Source organism: Streptomyces sp. NPDC029152 (assembly GCF_055564355.1).
Genome location: NZ_JBVHWR010000002.1, coordinates 485,585 through 505,615, shown reverse-complemented (window position 1 = coordinate 505,615; position 20,031 = coordinate 485,585). Strand labels below are relative to the sequence as shown.

The window sequence follows — 20,031 nt, the reverse complement described above, 5'->3', positions numbered from 1 at the left end:
GTGCAGATCGTGCGGCGTCGTGACGGCGGCTTCCGCTCGACGGGGGCAAGGCGGGAACACGACCACCTGCGGCACCGCTCTTCACCGTGGTCCCGCGACGCCGGGCGGTGGAGCCGACGCCGATCTCCTTCTCCATGAGCTGGGCGGCGAGCTTCTTCGTCATGTTCTTCTCGGGACTGGTCTGACTGTGGTGCCCTCGGCCCTCATGGACCGAAATACCTGATCACCGTCCCGGTACGCTCGGTTCGAGCGTACCGGGACGGTTTCCTGCGTTCGCGGCATGAGAGAGGGGGAACCGATGCCGGACGTCGAGAACGACGCGCACACCGGGGACGACATGGACGCCGCCGACCCGTGGGACGCGCCGGGGCCGCTGGAGCCGCGGGTACTGCCCCAGGGCACCCAGGCCGACCTGGTGACCGCGGCACTGCTGACGGTGGGGCGGTGCTGCGCCGCCCTGCAGCCGCCGGCTGCCTCCCCCTGGTACGGGTCGGTACGCGACGGCCTGTGCCGGGCTCACGACACGGCCGGGGCCATGCTGCGTTTCGGTTACGGAGAGGGCGAGGACCGGGTGGAGCCGTACCAGGTCGGGTTCGCGCGGGCGGATCTCGCGCTCGCCATCGAGGACTTCGCCGCGGGTTCCGTTCCCCACGACGAAACCGTCGGACTGCTCCTCGACCTCGCCCGGACCGTGTTCGACCTCGTGGCCGACCCCGGCGGCACGGAGCTTTTCGACGCCGCCTGCGCCCTCGCCGACCGGCTCGGCGGGGAGCAGGAGCGCACACTGCGGTCACGCGACCTGGCGGAGCTGGCCGCTGACCGCGAGGCGGGCCGATCGCCCGGCACCCAGGCCATGTCGGAGCGCGACGAGGATCACGCTCAGGCGTTCGCGGAGCGGGTCAGGGACGGCCTGCGGGCCCGTGGCCACCGCTTCGGCACGGTGCTGACCGGACTTCCGGTCCCGGCCGGTGAGGAGGAGCTCGACCTGGTGCGGGAGATCGTCGCGGCGATGGCCAGCCGCTTCGGGATCAGCGACGAGGAGGCGGTGCTGCGGGTCACGGACTACTTCTCGGACTGGGACCTCACCGACGACTCGGGCGCCAGAGACTACATCGGGCACCAGACGCCGATGGAATGGGCGGGCGGCATCTACTTGGGGCTGGACTTCCACGAAGCGCAGCCGGACGCCGACCTCAGCGGCCACCGGCCCCGGCCACTGCCTCAGTAGCCTGAACCCCCCGCTTCCTGCACCCGGCAGGAAGGCGGTGCTCGCTGACAGACCACGGGGGGAACCGGCGAGGTTGTCGCACGAGGAGGGAGCACGGATCGAACGGGCAGCTCCTCCAGCTCACGTCCGGGCCGACCGGTCTTGTGGAGTACGTGATGTGTACCGGCTCATGCAGGCATTACGGTCGGGTGGACCGAACCGGTGGGCACTCGCCGTGCCGGGCGGGCTCTGCTGCCGGGGAGTGCGTGTCGTGATCGCTCTTTCGCTCGAAGCTGTCGCGGCGGCCGTCGGCGGCCGGCTGTGAGACATGCCGGATGCGTCCGTGCTGGTGACCGCGCCCGCCGTGGTCGACTCGCGCACGGTCGAGCCCCCGCGACCGCGACCACGCCCTCCCCCTGGCCCGCGAGATGATCCAGCCCGGGGACATCGTCCTGGTCAAGGGCTCCCACAGTGCCGGGCTGGAGCACACGGCAAAGCGCCCGGCCCAGCACGACACCATGAACGACGACCGCTGACGGAGGCCGGCGGGGCGGTCCGCGGGCGCCAGCAGCAGGAGCGGCTCACGGCCCCGCCGGACGCTGGCCAACGAGACCAGGCGGTGCGACCGCTGGTAGGGCCTCGTATTCTGCCGCTATGACCGAGAAGATTCAGACGCCGACACCCCACGATGCCTTCGAGCTGCTCATGGCCGGCAACCAGCGCTTCGTCACCGGCACGCCTAAGCACCCGAACCAGGACGCCGTCCGCCGCACCGAGACCGCCCCGTCCCAGAAGCCGTTCGCCGTGCTGTTCGGGTGCTCCGACTCCCGGCTGGCCGCCGAGATCATCTTCGACCGCGGCCTGGGCGACCTGTTCGTGGTGCGCACCGCCGGCCACGTCGCCGGTACGGAGGTGCTCGGCTCCATCGAGTTCGGCACGGCAGTTCTCAACGCGCCGCTGGTCGTGGTGCTCGGTCACGACTCGTGCGGCGCCGTCGCCGCGGCCTGCTCGGCTCTGGAGAACGGGCAGACGCCGGGTGGCTTCGTCCGGGACGTCGTCGAACGGGTGACCCCGAGCGTGCTGGCAGCCCGCGCCGCCGGACGCGAGAGCGCCGAGGAGGTCCTGGCCGAGCACATCGAGCACACCGTGGACCTGCTGCTGGAACGCTCCCACGTCCTGGCCGAGCGGGTGGCTGACGGCCGCCTCGGCGTGGTGGGCTTGTCCTACCGTCTGGCCGACGGCAGCGCCCAGCTCGTCGCCGCCCGCGGCCTCGACGTCGCGGTTCCCACCGCGTCCTGACCCCCCGCCCACACGAATCGACCGCGAGTCCAGCCCGCGGCCCGCGCCGACCCGGCTGGGCCGCGGGCTGTCACGTGGGTCAGGGCCTGAAACGGTTTCGGCTGCCGGCGGTGGTCACACGACGGTACGGGGCCCCGCGGCGCGGCGGAGCCGGTTGGCGATCGCCAGTCCTAGCCCCTCCTCCGCCGGCAAGGAGGCGACGATGAGGTCGCATCCCTTCTGGTCGAGTTCTCGAAGGAACCCGTACAGGCCGCGCGCGTAGGCTGCCATAGAGGCGGGGACCGCCACCACGGCGTGCGCATGCACCGGAGCGTCGGCGAACGCGGCGGGGAGGAAGACGCCCACCTGGTGCCCCAGGTCGGAAGCGAGTGCCGCTTCGGCGATGACCTTCTCGGGCTCGACCAGGACGACTCGCGCACGCGGTGCGTAGTGCGAGGGATGCTGGCCCGGCACCCGGACGTGACTGGTCGCCGGCACGGTGAGTGGGTATCCCAGCACCGCTTCGAGGTCCTCGCGGGTCACCCCGCCGGGCCTGAGGACAGCCGGGGTTTCGCCGGTGACGTCGACGATGGTGGACTCGACGCCGACCTCACAGCGGCCACCGTCCAGTACGAAGTCGACGGCGTCGCCGAGCTCGGCACGGACGTGGTCTGCGGTGGTGGGGCTGACCGAGCCGAAGCGGTTGGCGGACGGAGCCGTGATGCCGCCGCCGAACGCCTCCAGCAGCTCGAGCGCGATCGGGTGGTCCGGCACACGCACAGCGACCGTCTCCAGGCCCCCGGTCGCTTCCAGCGGCACGCGGGCACCGCGGCGCAGGACCAGCGTGAGCGGTCCCGGCCAGAAGCGCTCGGACAGCAGGCGGGCCGCCTCAGGCACGTCCTTCACCCAACCGTCCAGGTGCTCCGCACCGGCGATGTGGACGATCAGCGGGTGGGTGGGCGGACGCCCCTTGACCTGGAAGATACGCGAGACGGCGGCGGGGTCCTCGGCATTGGCGCCCAGTCCGTAGACAGTCTCGGTCGGGAGGGCCACCAGTCCGCCGGCGCGCAGCACCGCGGCCGCCTTGTCGATGTCGCTTGCGGTCACCCTCCCCATCCTAGGTGGGCCGGGGACCGGCGACGGTCATGATCGGACTCACGGAAGGCAGCCGCACAGGCGCTGCGCGGCGTCCGCACACCGAGGACGGTGCCCTTGCCGAGAACCTCATCCGCCGAGGTGGGAGCTGGTTTGCGGGATGCGCGGATTCTCGAGCACGGACGCTGGAACCGGTGCTCTCGCGAGAGTGGCGAGCACCCCGGCATGACGGCTGGCCGCGCTGCGGCTCGCCCGCGAGAACTCCGACCGCTGGTAGCGCCGCATCCCGGCGGACTCCTCGTTCCGGGCGTTACGGTAGCCGCCTCCTCCGTCTGGGAGATCCTCCAGGAAGCCGGGATCGACCCGGCACCCGAGCGTGCTGCGAGTACATGGGCGGACTTCCTGCGCTCCCAGGCCGACGTCCTGCCGGCATGCGACTTCCTGGAAACGATCACCTTGTCCGGGGCGCGGTTCTATGCATGCGCGGTGATCGAGCACGTCGGCCGCCGGATCCGGGGCCGGGACGGAAAGTTTCCCGCCTTGTTCGGCACCGTCCTCAACGATGCGGAGATCGAGACAGTACTCAGCGGAGCACGGATGCCGCGCATGGACTCGATCATGGAGAGGTGGGTGCAGACCTGCCGACACGATTTGCTGGACCGCACCCTGATCCGGAATCAACCACACCTGCTCCACGCGCCACACGAGCGCGAAGACTTCTACGACTCCCACCGACCCCGTCAAGGCATCGCCCGTACCCGCCCGTTACGCCCCTTACCGATGCCGAACAGCGATCCGGAGCAGATCACCCACCTCGGCATACGACGACACCGACGACTCGGCGGCATCCTCCACGAGTACCGACACACCGCCCGAGCTGGGCGGATGAGCTTCTCGGCAGGCGCAGCACCGTCTGTGGGCATGGTCGCCGGGGCCGAACTGCGTGGCCCGGCCACCCGGCTGAACCAGATGCGCGCCCGATAAGCACCGGCCCCGCGGACAGGAGGAGCAGGGTTCCACTGCTGAGTCTGCGGGGCCGGTGCATGACTCACGTACCCTGCGGTGCGTCCGATAAGCCCGTTCCCTCCGAACCACCGTAAGAAAGCTTCCCTTTCACGCCGGTGGGCCCGGCCGTGTCGGCCGGGCCCACCCATTGCTCGCGCGTGACGCGCTCCTCGCGTCGGGCGTCTTTCGTCTACCAGCGGTACCAGCGGCCCTTGCGGCCGCCACTGTCCGCGGAGCGGACGACGAAGCCGAGCAGCCACACGATGAGCACGATCACTGCGATCCACCACAGTGCCTTCAGCGCGAAGCCCGCACCGAAGAGGATCAGAGCCAGCAGAAGAACCAGAAGCAGGGGAACCATCGTTATCAACCTCCTGACCACCGGATGCCCTTACTTCAGCCCTACAAGCACACAAAATATGAGTTACTTCTGAGAGATGAGGGGCATATGCGCGCTGCCCGCCGTGGACGGTTCCCCTTTTCCCGCACCTCACGCACCGCAGACACGCAGCGTGTATCGCTCAAAGCGATGCCGTGGCCTTGGACTTACGGGGCCGTTACCGGGTCACGCGTACGACCGGCACCCCAGACCGCGTTGTCAACGTCGGCAGGGCTTGATCACGGCGAAGACCTCCGGTGTGGTGAAGCCGTCCAGGACTGCGCCGCCCGGAGGTCTCAGCGTCCCACCGCAAGGCCCGGTCGACCGTCCACGGCAGGCGGCTTCTCGTCGAGCGTGGCCTCACGGGCCGCCCGGTCGCGCACGTCGCAGCCGAGACGGGCATCTCACGCGTCACCGCCCACAAGCGGGTTCGCCGCTGACGGGCCGAAGGCGAGCAGGAACTGCACGCCCGCCCCAACCGTCCTCGCACGACACCGCACCGCACGCCGGCGGCGACCGAGGCCCAGGCGCACCGCCTGCGCCAGTACCGAAAGCCCGGTCCCGCCCGCATCGGCCCGATCCCTGACCTGTCCGCCTCGACCACCCACCGGATCCTGGTCCACCACGGCCTCAACCACCTGGTCTTCCCGAACCGGCCCACCGGAGAGGTCATCCGCCGCCACGAACACGACCGGCCCGGCGAACTCGTCCACGTCGACGTCAAGAGACTCGGCCGGACCCCGACGGCGGCGGCCACAAGGTCATGGGCCGCCAGCCGACCGGGCCACCCGCAACACCATGGGCTTCGGCTACATCCACCCCGCCTTCGACGCCGCCGGTCGGCGGGGTGCGGGAAGGCCAGCCAGCCGGGAACTGGGCGCGGAACGACCAGCAGGCCGCGCGGCTCGCGGACCGGAACGCGCAGCGGCGGGCGGCGGGCGAGACGGTGTCCAGCGTGGGGGAACTGCTGGAGAGCCGACGGGAGCAGCCGAACGAAGCACCACGCCCAGGCCCTGCTCTGCCTCGCCAGGCGCCGGGCCGACGTCTTGTTCGCGATGCTCCGCGACGGAACATTCTGCGAACCCAGCCCGTCAGGTCAGGCTGAACCGCCGAGAGCCTGCCGCGCTTCAGCCCGCAACCGCTTGAACTCCTCCGCGGAGATCTCGGCCGCCTGCGGCTGGCCCTGCCAGCCGTCCACGGGACCCTCGGCGAGGACGCCGTACTGCCGTTCATAGCGGCCCACCACTGCGAGATCGGCGTGATCACGCAAGTGCAGCACTTCCTCCAGAGAGGCCGCTGTCACCGGTCGTGAGTCCCGCCCCCGGACCTCAACCTGTCGCGCCGCCCAGCCCTCGTCGTCGACCTCGGAATACAGCCACAGATCCTCGTCCTCGTGGTAGGTGCGGAACCAGACCGTCATGCCGCTGTCCTGTCCCACGACCTTGACCGAAGAGATGGGGATAGGGCCCCCGCGCCAGTGGTCAGTCGCGGATGAGGAGAACCAGGCCGGCGAGCACCACGGCCAGCACCACAGCGATGACGCCGTACACCAGCCGATGCTTCTTCAGACCGGGGAGGTAGCGGTCGACGGCGAGCCTGCCGGGACCGGTGAGAGCCAGTCCCGCCGCACCCGCCGCCAGCAGAACCTCGTACTCGACCCCCTCGGGTGCGAAGAACCCGCCGCCCCACTTGACTGCCAGCGCGTTGATCATGGTGCCGAGAACGGCGGCACCCGCGAGCGGCGTGAGGAGGCCAAAGAGCAGACCGAGCCCTCCGAGGGTCTCGGTGAGGCCCGCGACCATCGCCATCGCCCTGCCTGACGGATACCCGCTCATGGTGAAGAACTGACCGGTGCCCTCGAGGCCGCCTCCGCCGAACCAGCCGAACAGCTTCTGTGCGCCGTGGGCAGCGATGGTCAGGCCCAGCGCCAGGCGCAGGACCAGCAGACCTACGTCATAGGCGTGAGGAGAGGAGACCTCAGGGCCACCGACGGTGGTCGTACCGGCAGGGCGGGTGGTGACGGTCATGGGGAGACGAGCCTTCCTTGACAGAAAATTGAAAGTTCAAGCTGTGGGTACGACCATAGCAACTGCGTGAAACTTCAACAAAGAGAGGGCTCGTCGTGCCGCAGCCGAACGGACATCACCCAGCGCCTCAAGTTCGCCGCACTGGCCGAACAGCACCCCCCAGCTCGCGCCGCGCTTCGCCATGGAGATCCACGTCCACTTCGCCGCCGCCTACCCGACCGCCCCTGAACCCGGGCACCGAAAGCCGGCGCGGGCGACGCCTGAACGGACAATCGTGGCTGCCTGGGCGGGACCGCCTTGCGCAGGACGCGGTCCGAGCGCATGCGGGCCAGGACCTGCACGGGCAGGCCCCGCAGGAGACGGGCCAAGCGGGGTGCGTCGCATCCGGCGTCCGCGACGATGAGGACGTCCGGGTCCCCGGTCCGCCACCGGCCTGCGGCGATCAGCCGCTTGACGAGCCCGCGCAGCTGTCGGGCGGTGACGGTGTCGGTGTCGTCCCCAGGTGCCAGACGCGACGCGTCCAGCGGTGCGGTCCACGAGCGGCGGCCCGGCTCCAGCGCGCAGACGATCGAGCAGGGCCACCCGGAAACGGGGATGCGCTGGTCCTTGCCCCGGCCGTAGGTATGACACAGGATCCGCTGGGGTGAGGTGAGGAAGGACGGGACGGCGAGCCATCGGCCTGCGCGCCCGACCCCCAGAGCGTCAAGACCTCCACCAGCGTCCCCGCCGTCGGCCAGGGCACCGACGCCGGGAAGAAGACCACGGGACGCAAGCGGAGCACCGTCACCGACACGCTTGGTCCCCTGCTCGCGATGCTGGTCACCGCGGCGAGTGTGCAGGATTCCGTGGCCGGCACCCGTCTCCTGGACCAGGTTGCCGCCGAGCACCCCGGCGTCCGCGAGGCCTGGGCCGTCGGCGGCTACCGCCGGCACCTCCTCGAACATGCCGCCGCCCTCGGCATCGACATGGAGATCAGCGCACGCGCACCCGGGGCCAAGGGCATCACCCCGATACCGAAGCGGTGGCGATCGAGCGCACCTACGGCCGGCTCATGCTCCACCGCCGCCTCGCCCGCGACCATGAAACCCTGCCCATCCGCTCCGAAGCCATGATCCACCTCGCCATGGCCGACCTCATGGCCCGCCTCACCGGCGAGAACACCATCCCCTGGGGCGGCCCGACACCACAGACAAAACAGCTAATTTCGAGGTAAAACATCAGACGAAAACGACCTCTACGCTCGTAGGACCCCTTCGAAAGGCGTCCGGCAGCGCCCTCGCCTCGCCCCCGATGCGGGGGCGGGAGGAGGTCGCTGGCGCAGGCGATCCCCCGCCAGGGCGGAGACGACGGCGTACACAGAGCGCGCCATGAAGGCGAGGCCGGTGCCCTGCGGACCGGCACACCGCGTCATTCCGAAGGAACGCGGAACTCGAATTCGGGACGGTCCCACAGCACGGCGGGCGGATTCGCGAGCGCGGTTCCAATCAGCACCGCACCGACGCGGTGGTAGAAGTCTTCGGCGGGAACATGCGACACGACCTTGACACGGTCGAGCCCGGCGGCACGGGCCTCGGACTGCATGTGCGCGACGAGCAGTCGTCCGATACCCCGTCCTTGCGCTTCGTCGGCGACGAACAGCAGGTCGAGCTCCGGCGGGGCGAGGACGAGCGAGTAGAACCCGAGGACCCGGCCTCCCTCCTCGTCGGAGCCGACGGCCACGAAGACGCGGTGGGCCTCGATGTAATCAGGACCGACGCGGTAGCCCGCGACTGCGGCTGCGTACTTGCCCTCATAGGCGCCTGAGCCACGTACGAGCCGCGTAAGCCGTTTGGCGTCCCGCGCAACGGCCCTCCGTATCGTGATCGGCCGGCCGATCGGGGAAGTGCGTGAACCCATCTGGAGAGTATTTCGCACCGGGGAGTGCCCTCGTGCGGCGGGTCGGTTGCCCGGGCAGGCGCCCCTGCACCGCTCCCGGGACCCACTCGCCCAGGCCCCGATCAACCACGTCGCTGCCGCGGAACAGGTCGCCCGCCGGCAGCGGCTGGACGCCCGAACCGCTGCGGAGGAGCCAGCTCCAGACGAGACGCCACCCGCTCGGAAGCCTCACCAGGCCGCGCCCCGCCTACGCGGGGCTCCCGCCGGAGCCTACCGACGGGGCCCTCACGTGCCACGGACGCCCCTGGAACGAGGGGATGTGGGAAACCGGTCTGGCCACGTGGCTGCTCGACGACCTCGACCACCAGCTCGCCCTCCACCGGGCGAACGGTTCGGCCACGGAGGTGGTACCGCTTTCGCCCCTCCCTGTCCCCGGTCACCGGCATGATCCGATCGTGCCCAGGCATCCGCTGCGGGTGCCCCGCTCCGTCGGGGAAAGGAGATCGCACAGGCAATGGATCAGTCTGCCCGCTCTCCGGGTACCGTCAGGGTATGAGCCATCCGCACCCCGAGCTGAAAGCCGCCCCGCCTCTTCCCGAAGGAGGGCTGCGGGTCACCGCCCTGGGCGGCCTAGGTGAGATCGGCCGCAACATGACCGTCTTCGAGCACGCGGGCAAGCTGCTCATCGTCGACTGCGGCGTGCTGTTCCCCGAGGAGACCCAGCCCGGCGTGGACGTGATCCTGCCGGACTTCACCTCGATCCGAGACCGACTGGACGACATCGTGGCCGTGGTGCTCACCCACGGTCACGAGGACCACATCGGCGGTGTGCCGTACCTGCTGCGCGAGCGGTCCGACATTCCCGTCGTCGGCTCCAAGCTGACGCTGGCATTCCTGGAGGCCAAGCTCAAGGAACACGGCATCCGGCCGCGCACAGTGCGGGTGCGGGAGAGTGACCGGCGCGGCTTCGGGCCCTTCGACTGCGAGTTCGTGGCAGTCAACCACTCCATCCCTGACAGCCTCGCGGTCGCGATCCGCACTCGGGCCGGGATGGTGCTGCACACCGGCGACTTCAAGATGGACCAGTTCCCCCTCGACGACCGCATCACCGATCTGCGCGCCTTCGCCCGCCTCGGCGAGGAGGGCGTGGACCTGTTCCTCACCGACTCCACCAACGCCGAGGTGCCCGGGTTCACCACCTCCGAGCGTGAGCTGAATCCGGCGATCGAGCAGGTGATGCGCACCGCGCCGCGCCGGGTCATCGTCTCCAGCTTCGCCAGCCATGTGCACCGCATCCAGCAGGTCCTGGACGCCGCCCACCAGCACGGCCGCAAGGTCGCCTTCGTGGGCCGGTCGATGGTCCGCAACATGGGTATCGCACGTGACCTAGGTTATTTGAAGGTCCCGTCCGGTCTGGTGGTGAGCACGAAGGAGCTGGAGAAGCTTCCGGACCACAAGGTCACTCTGGTGTGCACCGGTTCCCAGGGCGAACCGATGGCCGCCCTGTCACGGATGGCCAACCGCGACCACATGATCCGCATCGGCAAGGGCGACACCGTCCTGCTCGCCAGCTCCCTCATCCCCGGCAACGAGAACGCCATCTACCGGGTGATCAACGGCCTCACCCGGTGGGGCGCCCATGTGGTCCACAAGGGCAACGCCAAGGTGCACGTCTCCGGACATGCCAGTGCCGGCGAGCTCGTCTACTGCTACAACATCGTCAAGCCCCGCAACGTCATGCCCGTGCACGGCGAGTGGCGCCATCTGCGGGCCAACGGCGACCTCGCCATCCGTACCGGCGTCGATCCCGAGCGGGTCGTCATCGCCGAGGACGGCGTCGTCGTCGATCTCGTCGACGGGCGCGCGTCCATCACCGGGAAGGTACCCGCCGGCAACGTCTACGTGGACGGCATGGAAGTCGGCGGCGCCACCGAGGCGTCCCTCAAGGACCGCCTCACCCTCGCCGCCGAAGGCGTCGTCACGGTGGTGGCGATCGTCGACGCGGACACCGGTGCCCTTGCCGAGCCCCCCGACTTCCTGGCCCGCGGCTTCGTCCACGACGACACCACCTTCGAGCCGGTCGTCCCTGTCATCGAGAAGACCCTGGCCACCGCAGCCGAGGAAGGCGTCGGGGACGCCCGCCAACTCGAACAACTCCTCGCCCGCGCCGTGGCGAATTGGGCGTTCCGCACCCACCGCCGCAAGCCCCTCATCATCCCCGTCATCATCGACGCCTGAGCCACAGCCCGGCAGCACGGCCCCCGCTCCCGTCGCGGCCCCGCCGGCAGTGGCGTCGGGCACGGGAGTCAGCAGCCACCCCAGCAGCCGGGGTGGCAACGCACTCCACATGCTGGGTCATCGAGAACACGTCCCAGTCTTCTGAGTCAGGAATTCTGTTCGGATGTGCAGGGTTGCGGGGTGGCTCGTGCTGGGCGGCCGAAGGCCGAGGTGATCCTGTCGGATGCGGAGCGGGCTGCGCTGGAGGGATGGGTGCGGCGCCGTTCCACGCCGCAGGCGTGGGCTTTGCGCCGGCGGATCACCCCGGCCTGCGCGAGCGGCGCGTCGCACAAGGACGTGGCCGCTCGGTTGGTCTCCATGCCGCATGCGGTGGGGCGGTGGCGGAAGCGGTTCGTCGAGCACCGGGGCGCCGGCCTGGGTGACCTGCCGCGTCCGGGCGGGCCGCGGACGGTCACCGACGGGCAGGTCACCGCGGTGGTCACCAAGGCGCCGGAGTCGACGCCGGAGAGTGCCACGCACTGGTCGACGCGGGCGGGGCGGTGGCGAAGGAGATGGGCCTGTCGCAGTCGACCGTGTCGCGGATCCGGCGGGCCTTCGGCCTGCAGCCGCACCGCACCGCACCGCACCGAGACCTTCGGGTTGTCCACGGATCCGTACTTCGTCGACAAGGCCCATCATGTGGTCGGCCTGGGTCTGGATCCGCCCGAGCGGGCGCTGGTGTTCTGCGTGGACGACAAGAGCCAGATCCGGGTGCTGGACCGCTCCCGGCCGGTGCTGGCGATGATGCCCGGGGCCCCGCAGCGGATCACACAGGACTACGTGCGCGCCGGCACCCTGTTCGCCGCCCTGGAGGTCGCCACGGGCAAGGCGATCGGCTCCCTGCACCGCCGGCGCCGGGCCGAGGAGTTCAAGAAGTTCCTCATCAAGCTCGACCAGGAGGTGCCGACGGGCCTGGACGTGCATCTGGTGCCGGACGACTACGCGACCCGCAAGACTCCGGCGGTCAAGACCTGGCTGGTGGCCCGTCCCCGCTTCCACCTGCACCTCACGCCCACCGGATCGTCCTGGCTGAACCTGGTCGAGCGGTGGCTCGCCGAGCTGACGAACAAGCGGATACGGCGAGGAGTCCACGGAAGCGTCCACACCGCCGGTCAGCCGACCGCTGTAGACACCCTCGTAGGAGACGGCTCCGGCCGCTCCCGCCTCGGTGGCATCCAGCGGCGGGTCGGCATGAATCTGTAGGACGTCCGCGATATGCGCGTCCGGCATGCCGACGCTGAGTGCGGGGAGGCGCAGTAGGCTGGCCGCTGCGGCGACTGGGACGGAAACCGGACGAGTGCATCGTTTCGCCGCCTCTGCGGCGGTGTTTTCTGCCACAGTCGCACATCATGACCAGACAGCCTCAGCAGCAAGCACCAACGGACAACGCCCTCGCTGCCCGCCCCGGCACTTCTGTGGGAATGTCCGCTCCGTTGACGGTGGGGGTGGAGGAGGAGTTCCTCCTCGTCGATCCCGTCAGCCGCGCTGTCAGGCCTGAGGGCCCGCAGGTGACCGCCGCGGCCGCCGGTGAGCTCGGCCACCGTGTCGGTACCGAACTGACCCGCTATCAGGTGGAAGGCCGCACCGACCCCCATACCTGTCTGAGTGATGCGGGTGCAGAACTGCGTGCTGTACGGGCGGCGTTGGCACGCGCGGCCGCAGGCCGGGGTCTGCGCATCGCCTCCAGCGGTTCCCCGGTCATCGGTCTGATCGCGCCGGTGCCCCTCACGCCAGGCCCGCGGTACGCGGAGAGTCTGTCCCTCTTCCGCGCGCTGGATGACGAGCAGAGTGCGTGCGCGTGCCATGTGCACGTCGGCGTGGCCGACCCGCGTGAAGCGATCGAAGTGAGCAACCACCTGCGGCCCTGGCTGGCGACGCTGACCGCGCTGGCGGCGAACTCACCGTACTGGGACGGCCGTGACACCGGCTACGCCAGCTGGCGCACCACCACCTGGGGGCGATGGCCGGTGGCCGGCCCGCCGCCCTACTTCGACTCCCCCGCCCACTTCAAGGAGCTCGTCGAGGAACTCACCCTCACGCGGACGGTCCTGGACCACGGCGGCCTGTACTGGGACATCCGTCCCTCCCACCACCTGCCCACCGTCGAGGTACGCGTCGCCGACGCAGCCCTCACCCCCGAGGACACCATCCTGCTCGCCGCCGTCATCCGCGCCCTGGTCGCCACCGCCCTGACAGCCATCCGCGCCGGCGAACCGGCCCCCCGCCCTGCCACCGAGATCCTGCGCGCGGCCTCCTGGCGGGCAGCACGCGACGGTCTGAGCGGACACGCCCTTGACCCCCTCACCCGCCGACTGGTCCCCGCGGCCGGGCAGGTCGAGCGCATGCTGCATGCCCTGTCCCCTGCCCTGCGCCGCAGCGGTGACCTCGACCTCGTGCGCGCCCAGTGGAAGCGCCTGCGCGCCCAAGGCAGCGGAGCCGACCGGCAGCGTGCCGCCTACCGGCACCGCTCCAGCCTGCCCGACGTCGTCGACCACGTCATCGCCGTCACCTGCCCCTCGCAGGCCCTCTGAGCAGCACCGCCGGGCCTGCCCGATGGTGGACTGATGACCTGACCAGCAGCGCCACGGTGGTGTCGGTTCAGGAGAAGACGACGGAGCGCAGGAGCAGAGGCGGTCGGATGCGCCTGTGCCTGGGGGCAGGGTGTGGGAGGTGTCGCCTTCGCAGTCGCCGTTGAGGAAGACGGTGGCGGTGGCGTCGCCGCCCCCGCCCGTCAGGTCAGGCCGGCGTCCCTCACGAGCAGCGCCACCTGAACGCGGTTGGACAGGCCGAGCTTGGCGAGGGCACGGCTGACGTGTGCTTTCACCGTGCCCTCGCTCATGGAGAGTTCGCGGCCGATCTCGGCGTTCGACAGGCCGCGGGCGACGGCTCGTACCACGTCGTCCTCTCGGTCCGTCAGCACCGACAGGCGTTCCCGGGCGCGGGCCACGTCGGCCGACTCCAGCCCGGCGAAGGTGTCGATGAGCCGCTTGGTGATGCGCGGCGCCAGCATCGCGCTGCCCTCGGCGACCGTGCGGACGGCGGCGGCCAGGTCGCGCGGTGAGGTGTCCTTCAGGAGGAAACCGGCGGCGCCGCTGCGCAGCGCCGTGTGCACGTAGTCGTCGAGGTCGAAGGTGGTCAGCATGATGACGCGCGGCGGATTCGGCGCGCGGCGCAGCTCCTTCAGCGCGGTGAGGCCGTCCATGCCGGGCATGCGGACGTCCATGAGGACGACGTCCGGGCGGTGCCGGGCGACGGCGGTCACGGCGTCGCTGCCGTCACTGGACTCGCCCACCACCTCGATGTCGTCGGCCGGTTCGAGGATCATGCGCAGCCCCGCCCGTACCAGTGCTTCGTCGTCGACGACCAGGACCCGGATCACTCGTCTTCCTCCATGGTGTGCGGGGAGAGGGGCAGGCGGGCGCGGACGCAGAATCCGCCGCCCGAGCGGGGGCCCGCTGTGAACTCGCCGTCGAGCAGCTCGACCCGCTCCCGCAGCCCGACCAGGCCCATACCGCTGCCGGGCAGCGCCTCGACGGGACGGCGGGGGACGCCGTTGCAGACCGCGATCTCCAGACCACCGTCGTCGTAGCGGACCAGGACCTCCGTGCGGGCGGCACCGGCGTGCTTGTGCACATTGGTCAGGGCCTCCTGCACGACCCGGTAGGCGGCGTGTTCCAGCAGCGTGGGCAGCCTCGAGGGGGTGCCCTCGTCGCGGCGGCTGACGGTCATGCCCGCGGCACGCGACTGGTTGAGGAGCCGCTCCAGGTCGACGAGCGTCGGCTGGGGGCCCAGTGCGACGCCCTCGCCTTCGGCCTTGAGGACGCCGATGACGTCCCTGAGCTGGCTGAGGGCCTCGCGTCCGATGGTGCGGATCAGCTCCGCGGTGACGGCCGTCGTCTCGTCCTTGGCGTTGATCTCCAGGGCACCGGCGTGCAGCACCATCAGGGACACCCGGTGGGCGACCACGTCGTGCATGTCCCGGGCGATGCGTGCGCGTTCCTGCGAACGGGCCTGCTCGGCGCGGGCCGTCTGCTCGCGTTCCAGCTGCTCAGCCCGCTCGTGCAGGCCCTCGACGACGTCCCGGCGGGCCTTGTTCCACAGGCCGAGGGCGAACGGCAGCCACACGAACAGGGCGACGCCGCCGAGCGACGACAGCATGTCCTGCCACACGACCCCGGCCGCCCCGACGGCCAGTCCCATGGTCGTCGGCAGCACCGTCAGGGCGCTCGCCGCGACCACGTAGGTGAGCTGGCGCAGCGGGCGGCGCACGGAGAACGCCACGACGTAGGAGGCGACGCACAGCGCGGCCCAGGTCGAGGTGAACACCCACGCCGCGCAGCCGGTCACCACCACGGGCCAGCGCAGCCGGGGCAGGACCAGCGCCGAGGCGGCCGACGCGACGGCCACGGCGACGGCCAGCGCGAGGGCGAGGCCGTCCAGTGGCGTCAGGCCGAGCTCGGTCTGCACACGGGACACGAAGGTGCCGTCGATCGGGACGAACGCACCGGCGGCGAGGAGGACGGCCAGGAGCACCGGTCCCCTGCGGCCGAGCCGGCGCCGCAGGCGCGTCGCCCGTCCCGCTCCGGTGGCCGTATGGGTACGTCGGGTCACATGCCGAGCGTAGTTGCTCGTCGGGGCGTTTCCATCCCACCGGAGTCTGCCCCTCCCCCCAACGAAGGTCGGGTACGACCACGACCTAAGTGGGACGTGACCGTGGACTTTCCGGCGACGCGGGGACGGCGGCCGCCGCTCCAGACTCGGCTCCATGACTGAGACCACAGACGCTGTCCGGGCTTCGGGGCTGGGCAAGCACTACGGGACCGGCGAAGCCGGGGTGACCGCCCTCGCAGGCGTCGATGTGCGGTTCCCCCGCCAGGAACTCACCGCCATCATGGGCCCCTCCGGTTCCGGCAAGTCCACGCTGATGCACTGCGTGGCCGGCCTCGACAAGGCTGACGAGGGCGAGGTCTGGATCGGTGACACCGAGCTGACCGGGTTGAGCGACGACGCCCTGACCGATCTGCGCCGGGACCGGATCGGGTTCGTGTTCCAGGCGTTCAACCTGCTGCCGACGCTGACCGCCCTGGAGAACATCCTGCTGCCGTTCGACCTGGCCGGGCGCAAGCCGGACCAGGGGGTGCTGGACCGGATCGTCACCACCGTGCACCTACGGGACCGGCTCCACCACCGGCCCAGCCAGCTCTCCGGCGGCCAGCAGCAGCGGGTCGCCGTGGCCCGCGCGCTGGTGACGGAGCCGGACGTCGTCTTCGCGGACGAGCCGACCGGTGCGCTCGACTCCGCGGCGTCGGCGGAGCTGCTGCGGTTCCTGCGGCGCAGCGTCGACGACCTCGGCCGGACGGTGGTGATGGTGACCCATGAGCCCAGCGCCGCGGCGTTCGCCGACCGGGTGCTGTTCCTGAAGGACGGCGCCCTCGTCGACGAGGTGTTCGCGCCCACCGCGGACAGTGTCCTGGAGCGCATGAAGTCCTTCGAGAAGGCTGTGTCCTGATGTTCAGGACCATGCTGCGCGATCTGCTCGCGCACAAGGGCCGGGTGCTGATGACCCTGGTGGCGATCGCCCTGGGTGTCACGACGACGGTCGGCAGCTGGGTGGTGAGCGACTCCATCGCGGCCACCCTGACGCTGCGCGAGACGCGGGACGACGTCAGCGTCGCCGTGCAGAGTCCCGGCAAGGAGCCGGTGCTGGGCGTCGCGGAGCGGGACAGGCTGGCGGCGCTGCCGGGTGCGGCGGCCGCCGAGGGTGTCATCGTCAGCCGGGCGGGGCTCGTCGGCCCGGACGGCAAGCTCGTGAAGACCGGCACGGTCCTGGACCGGGCGGGCACCAACTGGAGCAACGACGAGCGGTTCACGCTGGACGCGGGCCACAAGCCGGCAGGCCCCGGCGAGGTCGCCCTCAACAGCACGGACGCCGAGAAGGCCGGGTTCGGCGTAGGCGACACCGTGCGGGTGCTGCTCGCCGACGGGCGCTCCGAGCGAGCCGAGGTGGCCGGCCTGTTCACCTACCACCGGCTCGGCCCGCAGGCGGAGGCCGACTCCGACGAGGCATCGGACGCCGCCCCCGTCGTCGCGTACGACGACACCACCGCCGCCCGGCTCCTCGGCACCCGCTACCACCGTGTCGAGCTGACCGCCGAGTCCGGTGTGGCAGCGGACGCGCTCGCCCGGGCCGCTCGGGCCGCCGTGCCCGGCACTTACCTGGTGGAGACCGGCCGGGCCCTCGCCGACGCGGCGGCCGCCCAGTCGGAGGACGAGGCGCAGGACCTGCGGCTGACGATGCTGCCGTTCGCGGCGGTCGCCCTGCTGGTCGGGATGTTCGTCATCGCCAACACCTTCACGATGCTGGTCAGCCAGCGCACCCGGCAGTACGCGCTGCTGCGTGCCGTCGGCGCCCGCAGGCGCCAGGTCAGGACCGGGATCATCGCCGAGGCCGCGGTGCTGGGCGTGGCCGGCGGCACCATCGGCACGCTCGCCGGCATCGGCCTGGGCCCGCTGCTGATCGGCCTGATGCGGCCCGACGACGACGTGGAGTTCACCGTACGGCCCACGGCGGTCCTGCTCGGCTACGGCGTCGCCATGGTCGTGACGGTGCTGGCCGCCTACACGTCGGCCCGGCGTGCCGCCGCCGTCCCGCCGGTGGCCGCGCTACGCACCGACGCGGTGATGCCGCGGGAGACCCAGCAACGGCGGAACCTGCTCGGTGTGGCACTGCTCGCCGTGTCCGCCGCCATGGTGATCGCGACGGCCGACCCCAGCTCCTCCAACCTGCTGCGCATCGTCGCCCTGGTGGGCACGGTTCTCGGGGTGGTCGGCGCGATCCTGCTGGCGCCGTTCCTCGCGGAGCGGCTGCTGACGCCGCTGACCCGGCTGGTCGGCCTGCGGGGCGGTCCGTCCGTGCGGCTGGGCCTGCGCAACGCGGCGAGCGATCCTCGGCGCACGGCGGGCACGGCGACCGCCATCACCGTGGGACTGGGCCTGGTGTGCGCGTTCGCGACGCTGAGTGCCTCCTTCGCCGACCTGATCGCCTCCACGACCCGCGCCAATGTGCCGCTGACGACGACCGTGCTCCAGCCGGCGGCGGGCGGCGAGTCGACGCTGACGCCCGCCGAGATGGAGCGGGTACGCGCGGTACCGGGCGTCGACCGGGTCGCCGCGAGCCGCGACGTGCTCGCCGATCTGACGTACGACGGCGGCAAGACCGTGCGACGCATCTCGGCGATCGAGCCCGAGGCGCTGCGCACCGTGCTCACGCCCAAGATCACGGCCGGCTCGCCGGATCTGACCCGCGGGGTGGTCATCTCGCGGAACCAGGCCGACATGCTGGGGCTGGGCATGGACGACGAGCTCACGCTGAAGCTGGACGCCAGGACGTCCGTGACCCAGCGCGTGGTGGGCATCTACGACGCGACGGAACTCCAGGCGAGCATCTACCTGGACGCGGCGAAGGCCCCGGAGGCGCTGCGCCGACAGATCACCCTGCTGTACGCCACGGGCGCCGACCCGGACAAGGCGCGGGCCGGTATCGAGGCGGCGTTCCGGGACCGGCCCGATGTGACCGTCACCGACCGTGAGGGCCTGGTCGATCAGGGCGTCGACCAGCAGCGGTTCGCGTTCACGCTGATGTACGCCATGTTCGGGGTCGCGATCGTCATCGCGGTGTTCGGCGTCGTCAACACGCTGGTGCTGTCGGTGATGGAGCGGACCCGGGAGATCGGCGTGATGCGCGCGGTGGGTGCCAAGCGGCTGCTGGTGCGGCGGACCATCCGGGCGGAGAGCATCGTCGTCTCGATGTTCGGGGCGCTGCTCGGCGTGGTGGTGGGCGTGCCGGTGGGTGCCGTGATGCAGCACGCGATGTTCGGGCAGTTGCTGTGGGACTTCACCATGCCGTACACCGTGATCGGTCTGGCGCTGGTGGGCATCTCGGGGGCCGCGGTGCTGGCGGCGATGTGGCCCGCCCGGCGGGCGGCCGGTACGGACATGCTGGAGGCGATCGCCGGCAAGTGAGGTGAACCGGGGCGGGGATGGTCAGCGGCTCGCGCCGACCTGCCGCACCGACAGTGCGGGTCGTCGCCGCGGCGCAGGACGGTCGGTGTCGTCCCCGGGGCCGGGTGCACCAGCGCGGTGCCGGGACCGGCCGGGTGTGCGGCGGCCCTGCGGTGGGGTGCGGTGTCCCCGGGGCGGCTGGTCCGCGCCTCCGCGTCGCCGTCGACACCGTGCCGCAGGGTGAGCGGACGGCCGTCGGCCGCGTCCACCCGCACCCAGCGGGTACGGCCTGCGTGGCGCTCGGCCTCCACCACGTGCCCGCCGGGAGCGAGCAGCCCGGCGACGAGGACGTCCGGCCAGTCGTCGGGCACTGCGGGGAACACGTCCACGGCGTCGCCGTCGGCGCCGACGAGGAGTTCCACAAGCGCCTGTCCCGCCGGGGAGGGGGCGGCGGCGCACGGTGAGGCGGCGTGCCGGTAGAGGGAGTCGGGCGCCAGGACGTCCGCCTCGTCACCGCTCACGGTGGTGAGGTGGCGCAGCAGTTCCAGGACGAGGGGCGCGTCGCGCTGGTTCGTACGCCACGGCCGCGGCCGTGGCCGTGGCCGTGGCGTACGAACCAGCGCGCCAGGCGTCCCGCATGTCGGCCCAGTGGCGGAGGCTGCGGTGGGCGAGAGCGGGGTCGGCGTCCGGGTGGGGGACCTGTCTCAAGAGCAGCAGCCAGACGAGGTGTGAGGGCTCCGCGCAGGAGCGCGCGACCCGGAGCCCGGCCCCGATCACGACGTCGAAAGTGCCGGTGTGACACGGCGTGAGCCTGGCTGCAAGGCCTTCCCGGTGGGTCAGTCGGGAGTCCTTCTCACGGAGCCCGCGCGTGGCCGTGACGAGGGTCG

At 71.1% G+C, this 20,031-nt stretch carries 16 protein-coding genes and 3 pseudogenes; 11 read left to right on the top strand and 8 right to left on the bottom strand.

Annotation, left to right across the window (positions count from 1 at the left end; all coding sequences use genetic code 11):
• The first annotated feature begins 298 nt into the window (after window positions 1-298).
• Window positions 299-1,228, top strand: a complete 930-nt coding sequence (locus ACZ4V6_RS06195) for a hypothetical protein (protein ID WP_467822943.1) — start codon at window positions 299-301, stop codon at window positions 1,226-1,228.
• Window positions 1,229-1,861: 633 nt separating this feature from the next.
• Complete coding sequence (locus ACZ4V6_RS06190; protein ID WP_467822941.1) at window positions 1,862-2,506, top strand: carbonic anhydrase; 645 nt, start codon at window positions 1,862-1,864, stop codon at window positions 2,504-2,506.
• A gap of 114 nt (window positions 2,507-2,620) precedes the next feature.
• On the opposite strand, the gene ACZ4V6_RS06185 is transcribed toward ACZ4V6_RS06190, so the two are convergent.
• Window positions 2,621-3,601 (bottom strand): L-threonylcarbamoyladenylate synthase, encoded by a 981-nt coding sequence (locus tag ACZ4V6_RS06185; RefSeq protein ID WP_467822938.1) that lies wholly within the window; start codon window positions 3,599-3,601, stop codon window positions 2,621-2,623.
• Window positions 3,602-3,805: 204 nt separating this feature from the next.
• Between ACZ4V6_RS06185 and ACZ4V6_RS06180 the strand changes: the two genes are divergently transcribed.
• A complete protein-coding gene (locus ACZ4V6_RS06180) occupies window positions 3,806-4,564 on the top strand; it encodes an integrase core domain-containing protein (protein ID WP_467822936.1) in 759 nt (252 codons plus the stop codon).
• Window positions 4,565-4,775: 211 nt separating this feature from the next.
• Here ACZ4V6_RS06180 and ACZ4V6_RS06175 read toward each other — a convergent pair whose 3' ends face one another.
• The gene (locus ACZ4V6_RS06175; protein WP_037661814.1) at window positions 4,776-4,946 is read right to left on the bottom strand and encodes a DUF5670 family protein; all 171 of its coding nucleotides are present in this window, start codon (window positions 4,944-4,946) and stop codon (window positions 4,776-4,778) included.
• Between the two features lie 296 nt (window positions 4,947-5,242).
• On the opposite strand from ACZ4V6_RS06175, the pseudogene ACZ4V6_RS06170 reads away from it, so the two are divergent.
• Window positions 5,243-5,739, top strand: a pseudogene (locus ACZ4V6_RS06170) (leucine zipper domain-containing protein); the annotation flags it as partial.
• Window positions 5,740-6,060: 321 nt separating this feature from the next.
• On the opposite strand, the gene ACZ4V6_RS06165 reads toward ACZ4V6_RS06170, so the two are convergent.
• The 3 genes and pseudogenes from ACZ4V6_RS06165 to ACZ4V6_RS06155 form a co-directional block, all read right to left on the bottom strand.
• Window positions 6,061-6,402 carry a hypothetical protein gene (locus ACZ4V6_RS06165; RefSeq protein WP_467822933.1) on the bottom strand — a complete coding sequence of 114 codons (342 nt, stop codon included), beginning with the start codon at window positions 6,400-6,402 and terminating at the stop codon, window positions 6,061-6,063.
• Window positions 6,403-6,445: 43 nt separating this feature from the next.
• A complete protein-coding gene (locus ACZ4V6_RS06160) occupies window positions 6,446-6,991 on the bottom strand; it encodes a DoxX family membrane protein (protein ID WP_467822931.1) in 546 nt (181 codons plus the stop codon).
• Between the two features lie 275 nt (window positions 6,992-7,266).
• Window positions 7,267-7,647 (bottom strand): annotated as a pseudogene (locus ACZ4V6_RS06155) (transposase); the annotation flags it as partial.
• Between ACZ4V6_RS06155 and ACZ4V6_RS06150 the strand changes: the two are divergent.
• Window positions 7,642-8,204: pseudogene (locus ACZ4V6_RS06150) on the top strand (transposase); the annotation flags it as partial. The pseudogenes ACZ4V6_RS06155 and ACZ4V6_RS06150 sit on opposite strands and share 6 nt — an antisense overlap.
• Before the next feature lie 194 nt (window positions 8,205-8,398).
• On the opposite strand, the gene ACZ4V6_RS06145 reads toward ACZ4V6_RS06150, so the two are convergent.
• A complete protein-coding gene (locus tag ACZ4V6_RS06145) occupies window positions 8,399-8,887 on the bottom strand; it encodes a GNAT family N-acetyltransferase (protein ID WP_467822928.1) in 489 nt (162 codons plus the stop codon).
• Window positions 8,888-9,418: 531 nt separating this feature from the next.
• Here ACZ4V6_RS06145 and ACZ4V6_RS06140 point away from each other — a divergent pair.
• The 3 genes from ACZ4V6_RS06140 (at window position 9,419) to ACZ4V6_RS06130 (ending at window position 13,674) form a co-directional block, all read left to right on the top strand.
• Window positions 9,419-11,104, top strand: coding sequence for a ribonuclease J (locus ACZ4V6_RS06140; protein WP_467822926.1), 1,686 nt, complete (start codon window positions 9,419-9,421; stop codon window positions 11,102-11,104).
• 165 nt (window positions 11,105-11,269) lie between these two features.
• On the top strand, window positions 11,270-12,346 hold the full coding sequence (locus tag ACZ4V6_RS06135) for an IS630 family transposase (protein WP_467822924.1): 1,077 nt from the start codon (window positions 11,270-11,272) through the stop codon (window positions 12,344-12,346).
• Between the two features lie 146 nt (window positions 12,347-12,492).
• Window positions 12,493-13,674, top strand: coding sequence for a carboxylate-amine ligase (locus ACZ4V6_RS06130; RefSeq protein WP_467822921.1), 1,182 nt, complete (start codon window positions 12,493-12,495; stop codon window positions 13,672-13,674).
• Window positions 13,675-13,874: 200 nt separating this feature from the next.
• Here the strand turns inward: ACZ4V6_RS06130 and ACZ4V6_RS06125 are convergent, their stop codons facing one another.
• The gene (locus ACZ4V6_RS06125) at window positions 13,875-14,522 is read right to left on the bottom strand and encodes a response regulator (protein ID WP_467822919.1); all 648 of its coding nucleotides are present in this window, start codon (window positions 14,520-14,522) and stop codon (window positions 13,875-13,877) included.
• Window positions 14,519-15,754, bottom strand: coding sequence for a sensor histidine kinase (locus tag ACZ4V6_RS06120; protein ID WP_467822917.1), 1,236 nt, complete (start codon window positions 15,752-15,754; stop codon window positions 14,519-14,521). Before ACZ4V6_RS06120 ends, ACZ4V6_RS06125 begins: the two co-directional genes overlap by 4 nt.
• 154 nt (window positions 15,755-15,908) lie before the next feature.
• On the opposite strand from ACZ4V6_RS06120, the gene ACZ4V6_RS06115 reads away from it, so the two are divergent.
• The 3 genes from ACZ4V6_RS06115 (at window position 15,909) to ACZ4V6_RS06105 (ending at window position 19,608) form a co-directional block, all read left to right on the top strand.
• Complete coding sequence (locus ACZ4V6_RS06115; RefSeq protein WP_467822915.1) at window positions 15,909-16,652, top strand: ABC transporter ATP-binding protein; 744 nt, start codon at window positions 15,909-15,911, stop codon at window positions 16,650-16,652.
• On the top strand, window positions 16,652-19,165 hold the full coding sequence (locus tag ACZ4V6_RS06110) for an ABC transporter permease (RefSeq protein WP_467822912.1): 2,514 nt from the start codon (window positions 16,652-16,654) through the stop codon (window positions 19,163-19,165). Before ACZ4V6_RS06115 ends, ACZ4V6_RS06110 begins: the two co-directional genes overlap by 1 nt.
• A 209-nt stretch (window positions 19,166-19,374) precedes the next feature.
• Entirely contained in the window at window positions 19,375-19,608 is a 234-nt protein-coding gene (locus ACZ4V6_RS06105) for a hypothetical protein (protein ID WP_467822910.1), read from the top strand.
• The last annotated feature ends 423 nt before the right edge of the window (window positions 19,609-20,031 follow it).

Bases quoted from the DNA above. Each gene is read 5' to 3' on its own strand.
- ACZ4V6_RS06175 (WP_037661814.1), bottom strand. From the start codon at position 4,946: ATGGTTCCCCTGCTTCTGGTTCTTCTGCTGGCTCTGATCCTCTTCGGT.
- ACZ4V6_RS06190 (WP_467822941.1), top strand. From the start codon at position 1,862: ATGACCGAGAAGATTCAGACGCCGACACCCCACGATGCCTTCGAGCTG.
- ACZ4V6_RS06185 (WP_467822938.1), bottom strand. From the start codon at position 3,601: ATGGGGAGGGTGACCGCAAGCGACATCGACAAGGCGGCCGCGGTGCTG.
- ACZ4V6_RS06195 (WP_467822943.1), top strand. From the start codon at position 299: ATGCCGGACGTCGAGAACGACGCGCACACCGGGGACGACATGGACGCC.
- ACZ4V6_RS06160 (WP_467822931.1), bottom strand. From the start codon at position 6,991: ATGACCGTCACCACCCGCCCTGCCGGTACGACCACCGTCGGTGGCCCT.
- ACZ4V6_RS06145 (WP_467822928.1), bottom strand. From the start codon at position 8,887: ATGGGTTCACGCACTTCCCCGATCGGCCGGCCGATCACGATACGGAGG.
- ACZ4V6_RS06180 (WP_467822936.1), top strand. From the start codon at position 3,806: ATGACGGCTGGCCGCGCTGCGGCTCGCCCGCGAGAACTCCGACCGCTG.
- ACZ4V6_RS06115 (WP_467822915.1), top strand. From the start codon at position 15,909: ATGACTGAGACCACAGACGCTGTCCGGGCTTCGGGGCTGGGCAAGCAC.
- ACZ4V6_RS06130 (WP_467822921.1), top strand. From the start codon at position 12,493: ATGACCAGACAGCCTCAGCAGCAAGCACCAACGGACAACGCCCTCGCT.
- ACZ4V6_RS06140 (WP_467822926.1), top strand. From the start codon at position 9,419: ATGAGCCATCCGCACCCCGAGCTGAAAGCCGCCCCGCCTCTTCCCGAA.
- ACZ4V6_RS06110 (WP_467822912.1), top strand. From the start codon at position 16,652: ATGTTCAGGACCATGCTGCGCGATCTGCTCGCGCACAAGGGCCGGGTG.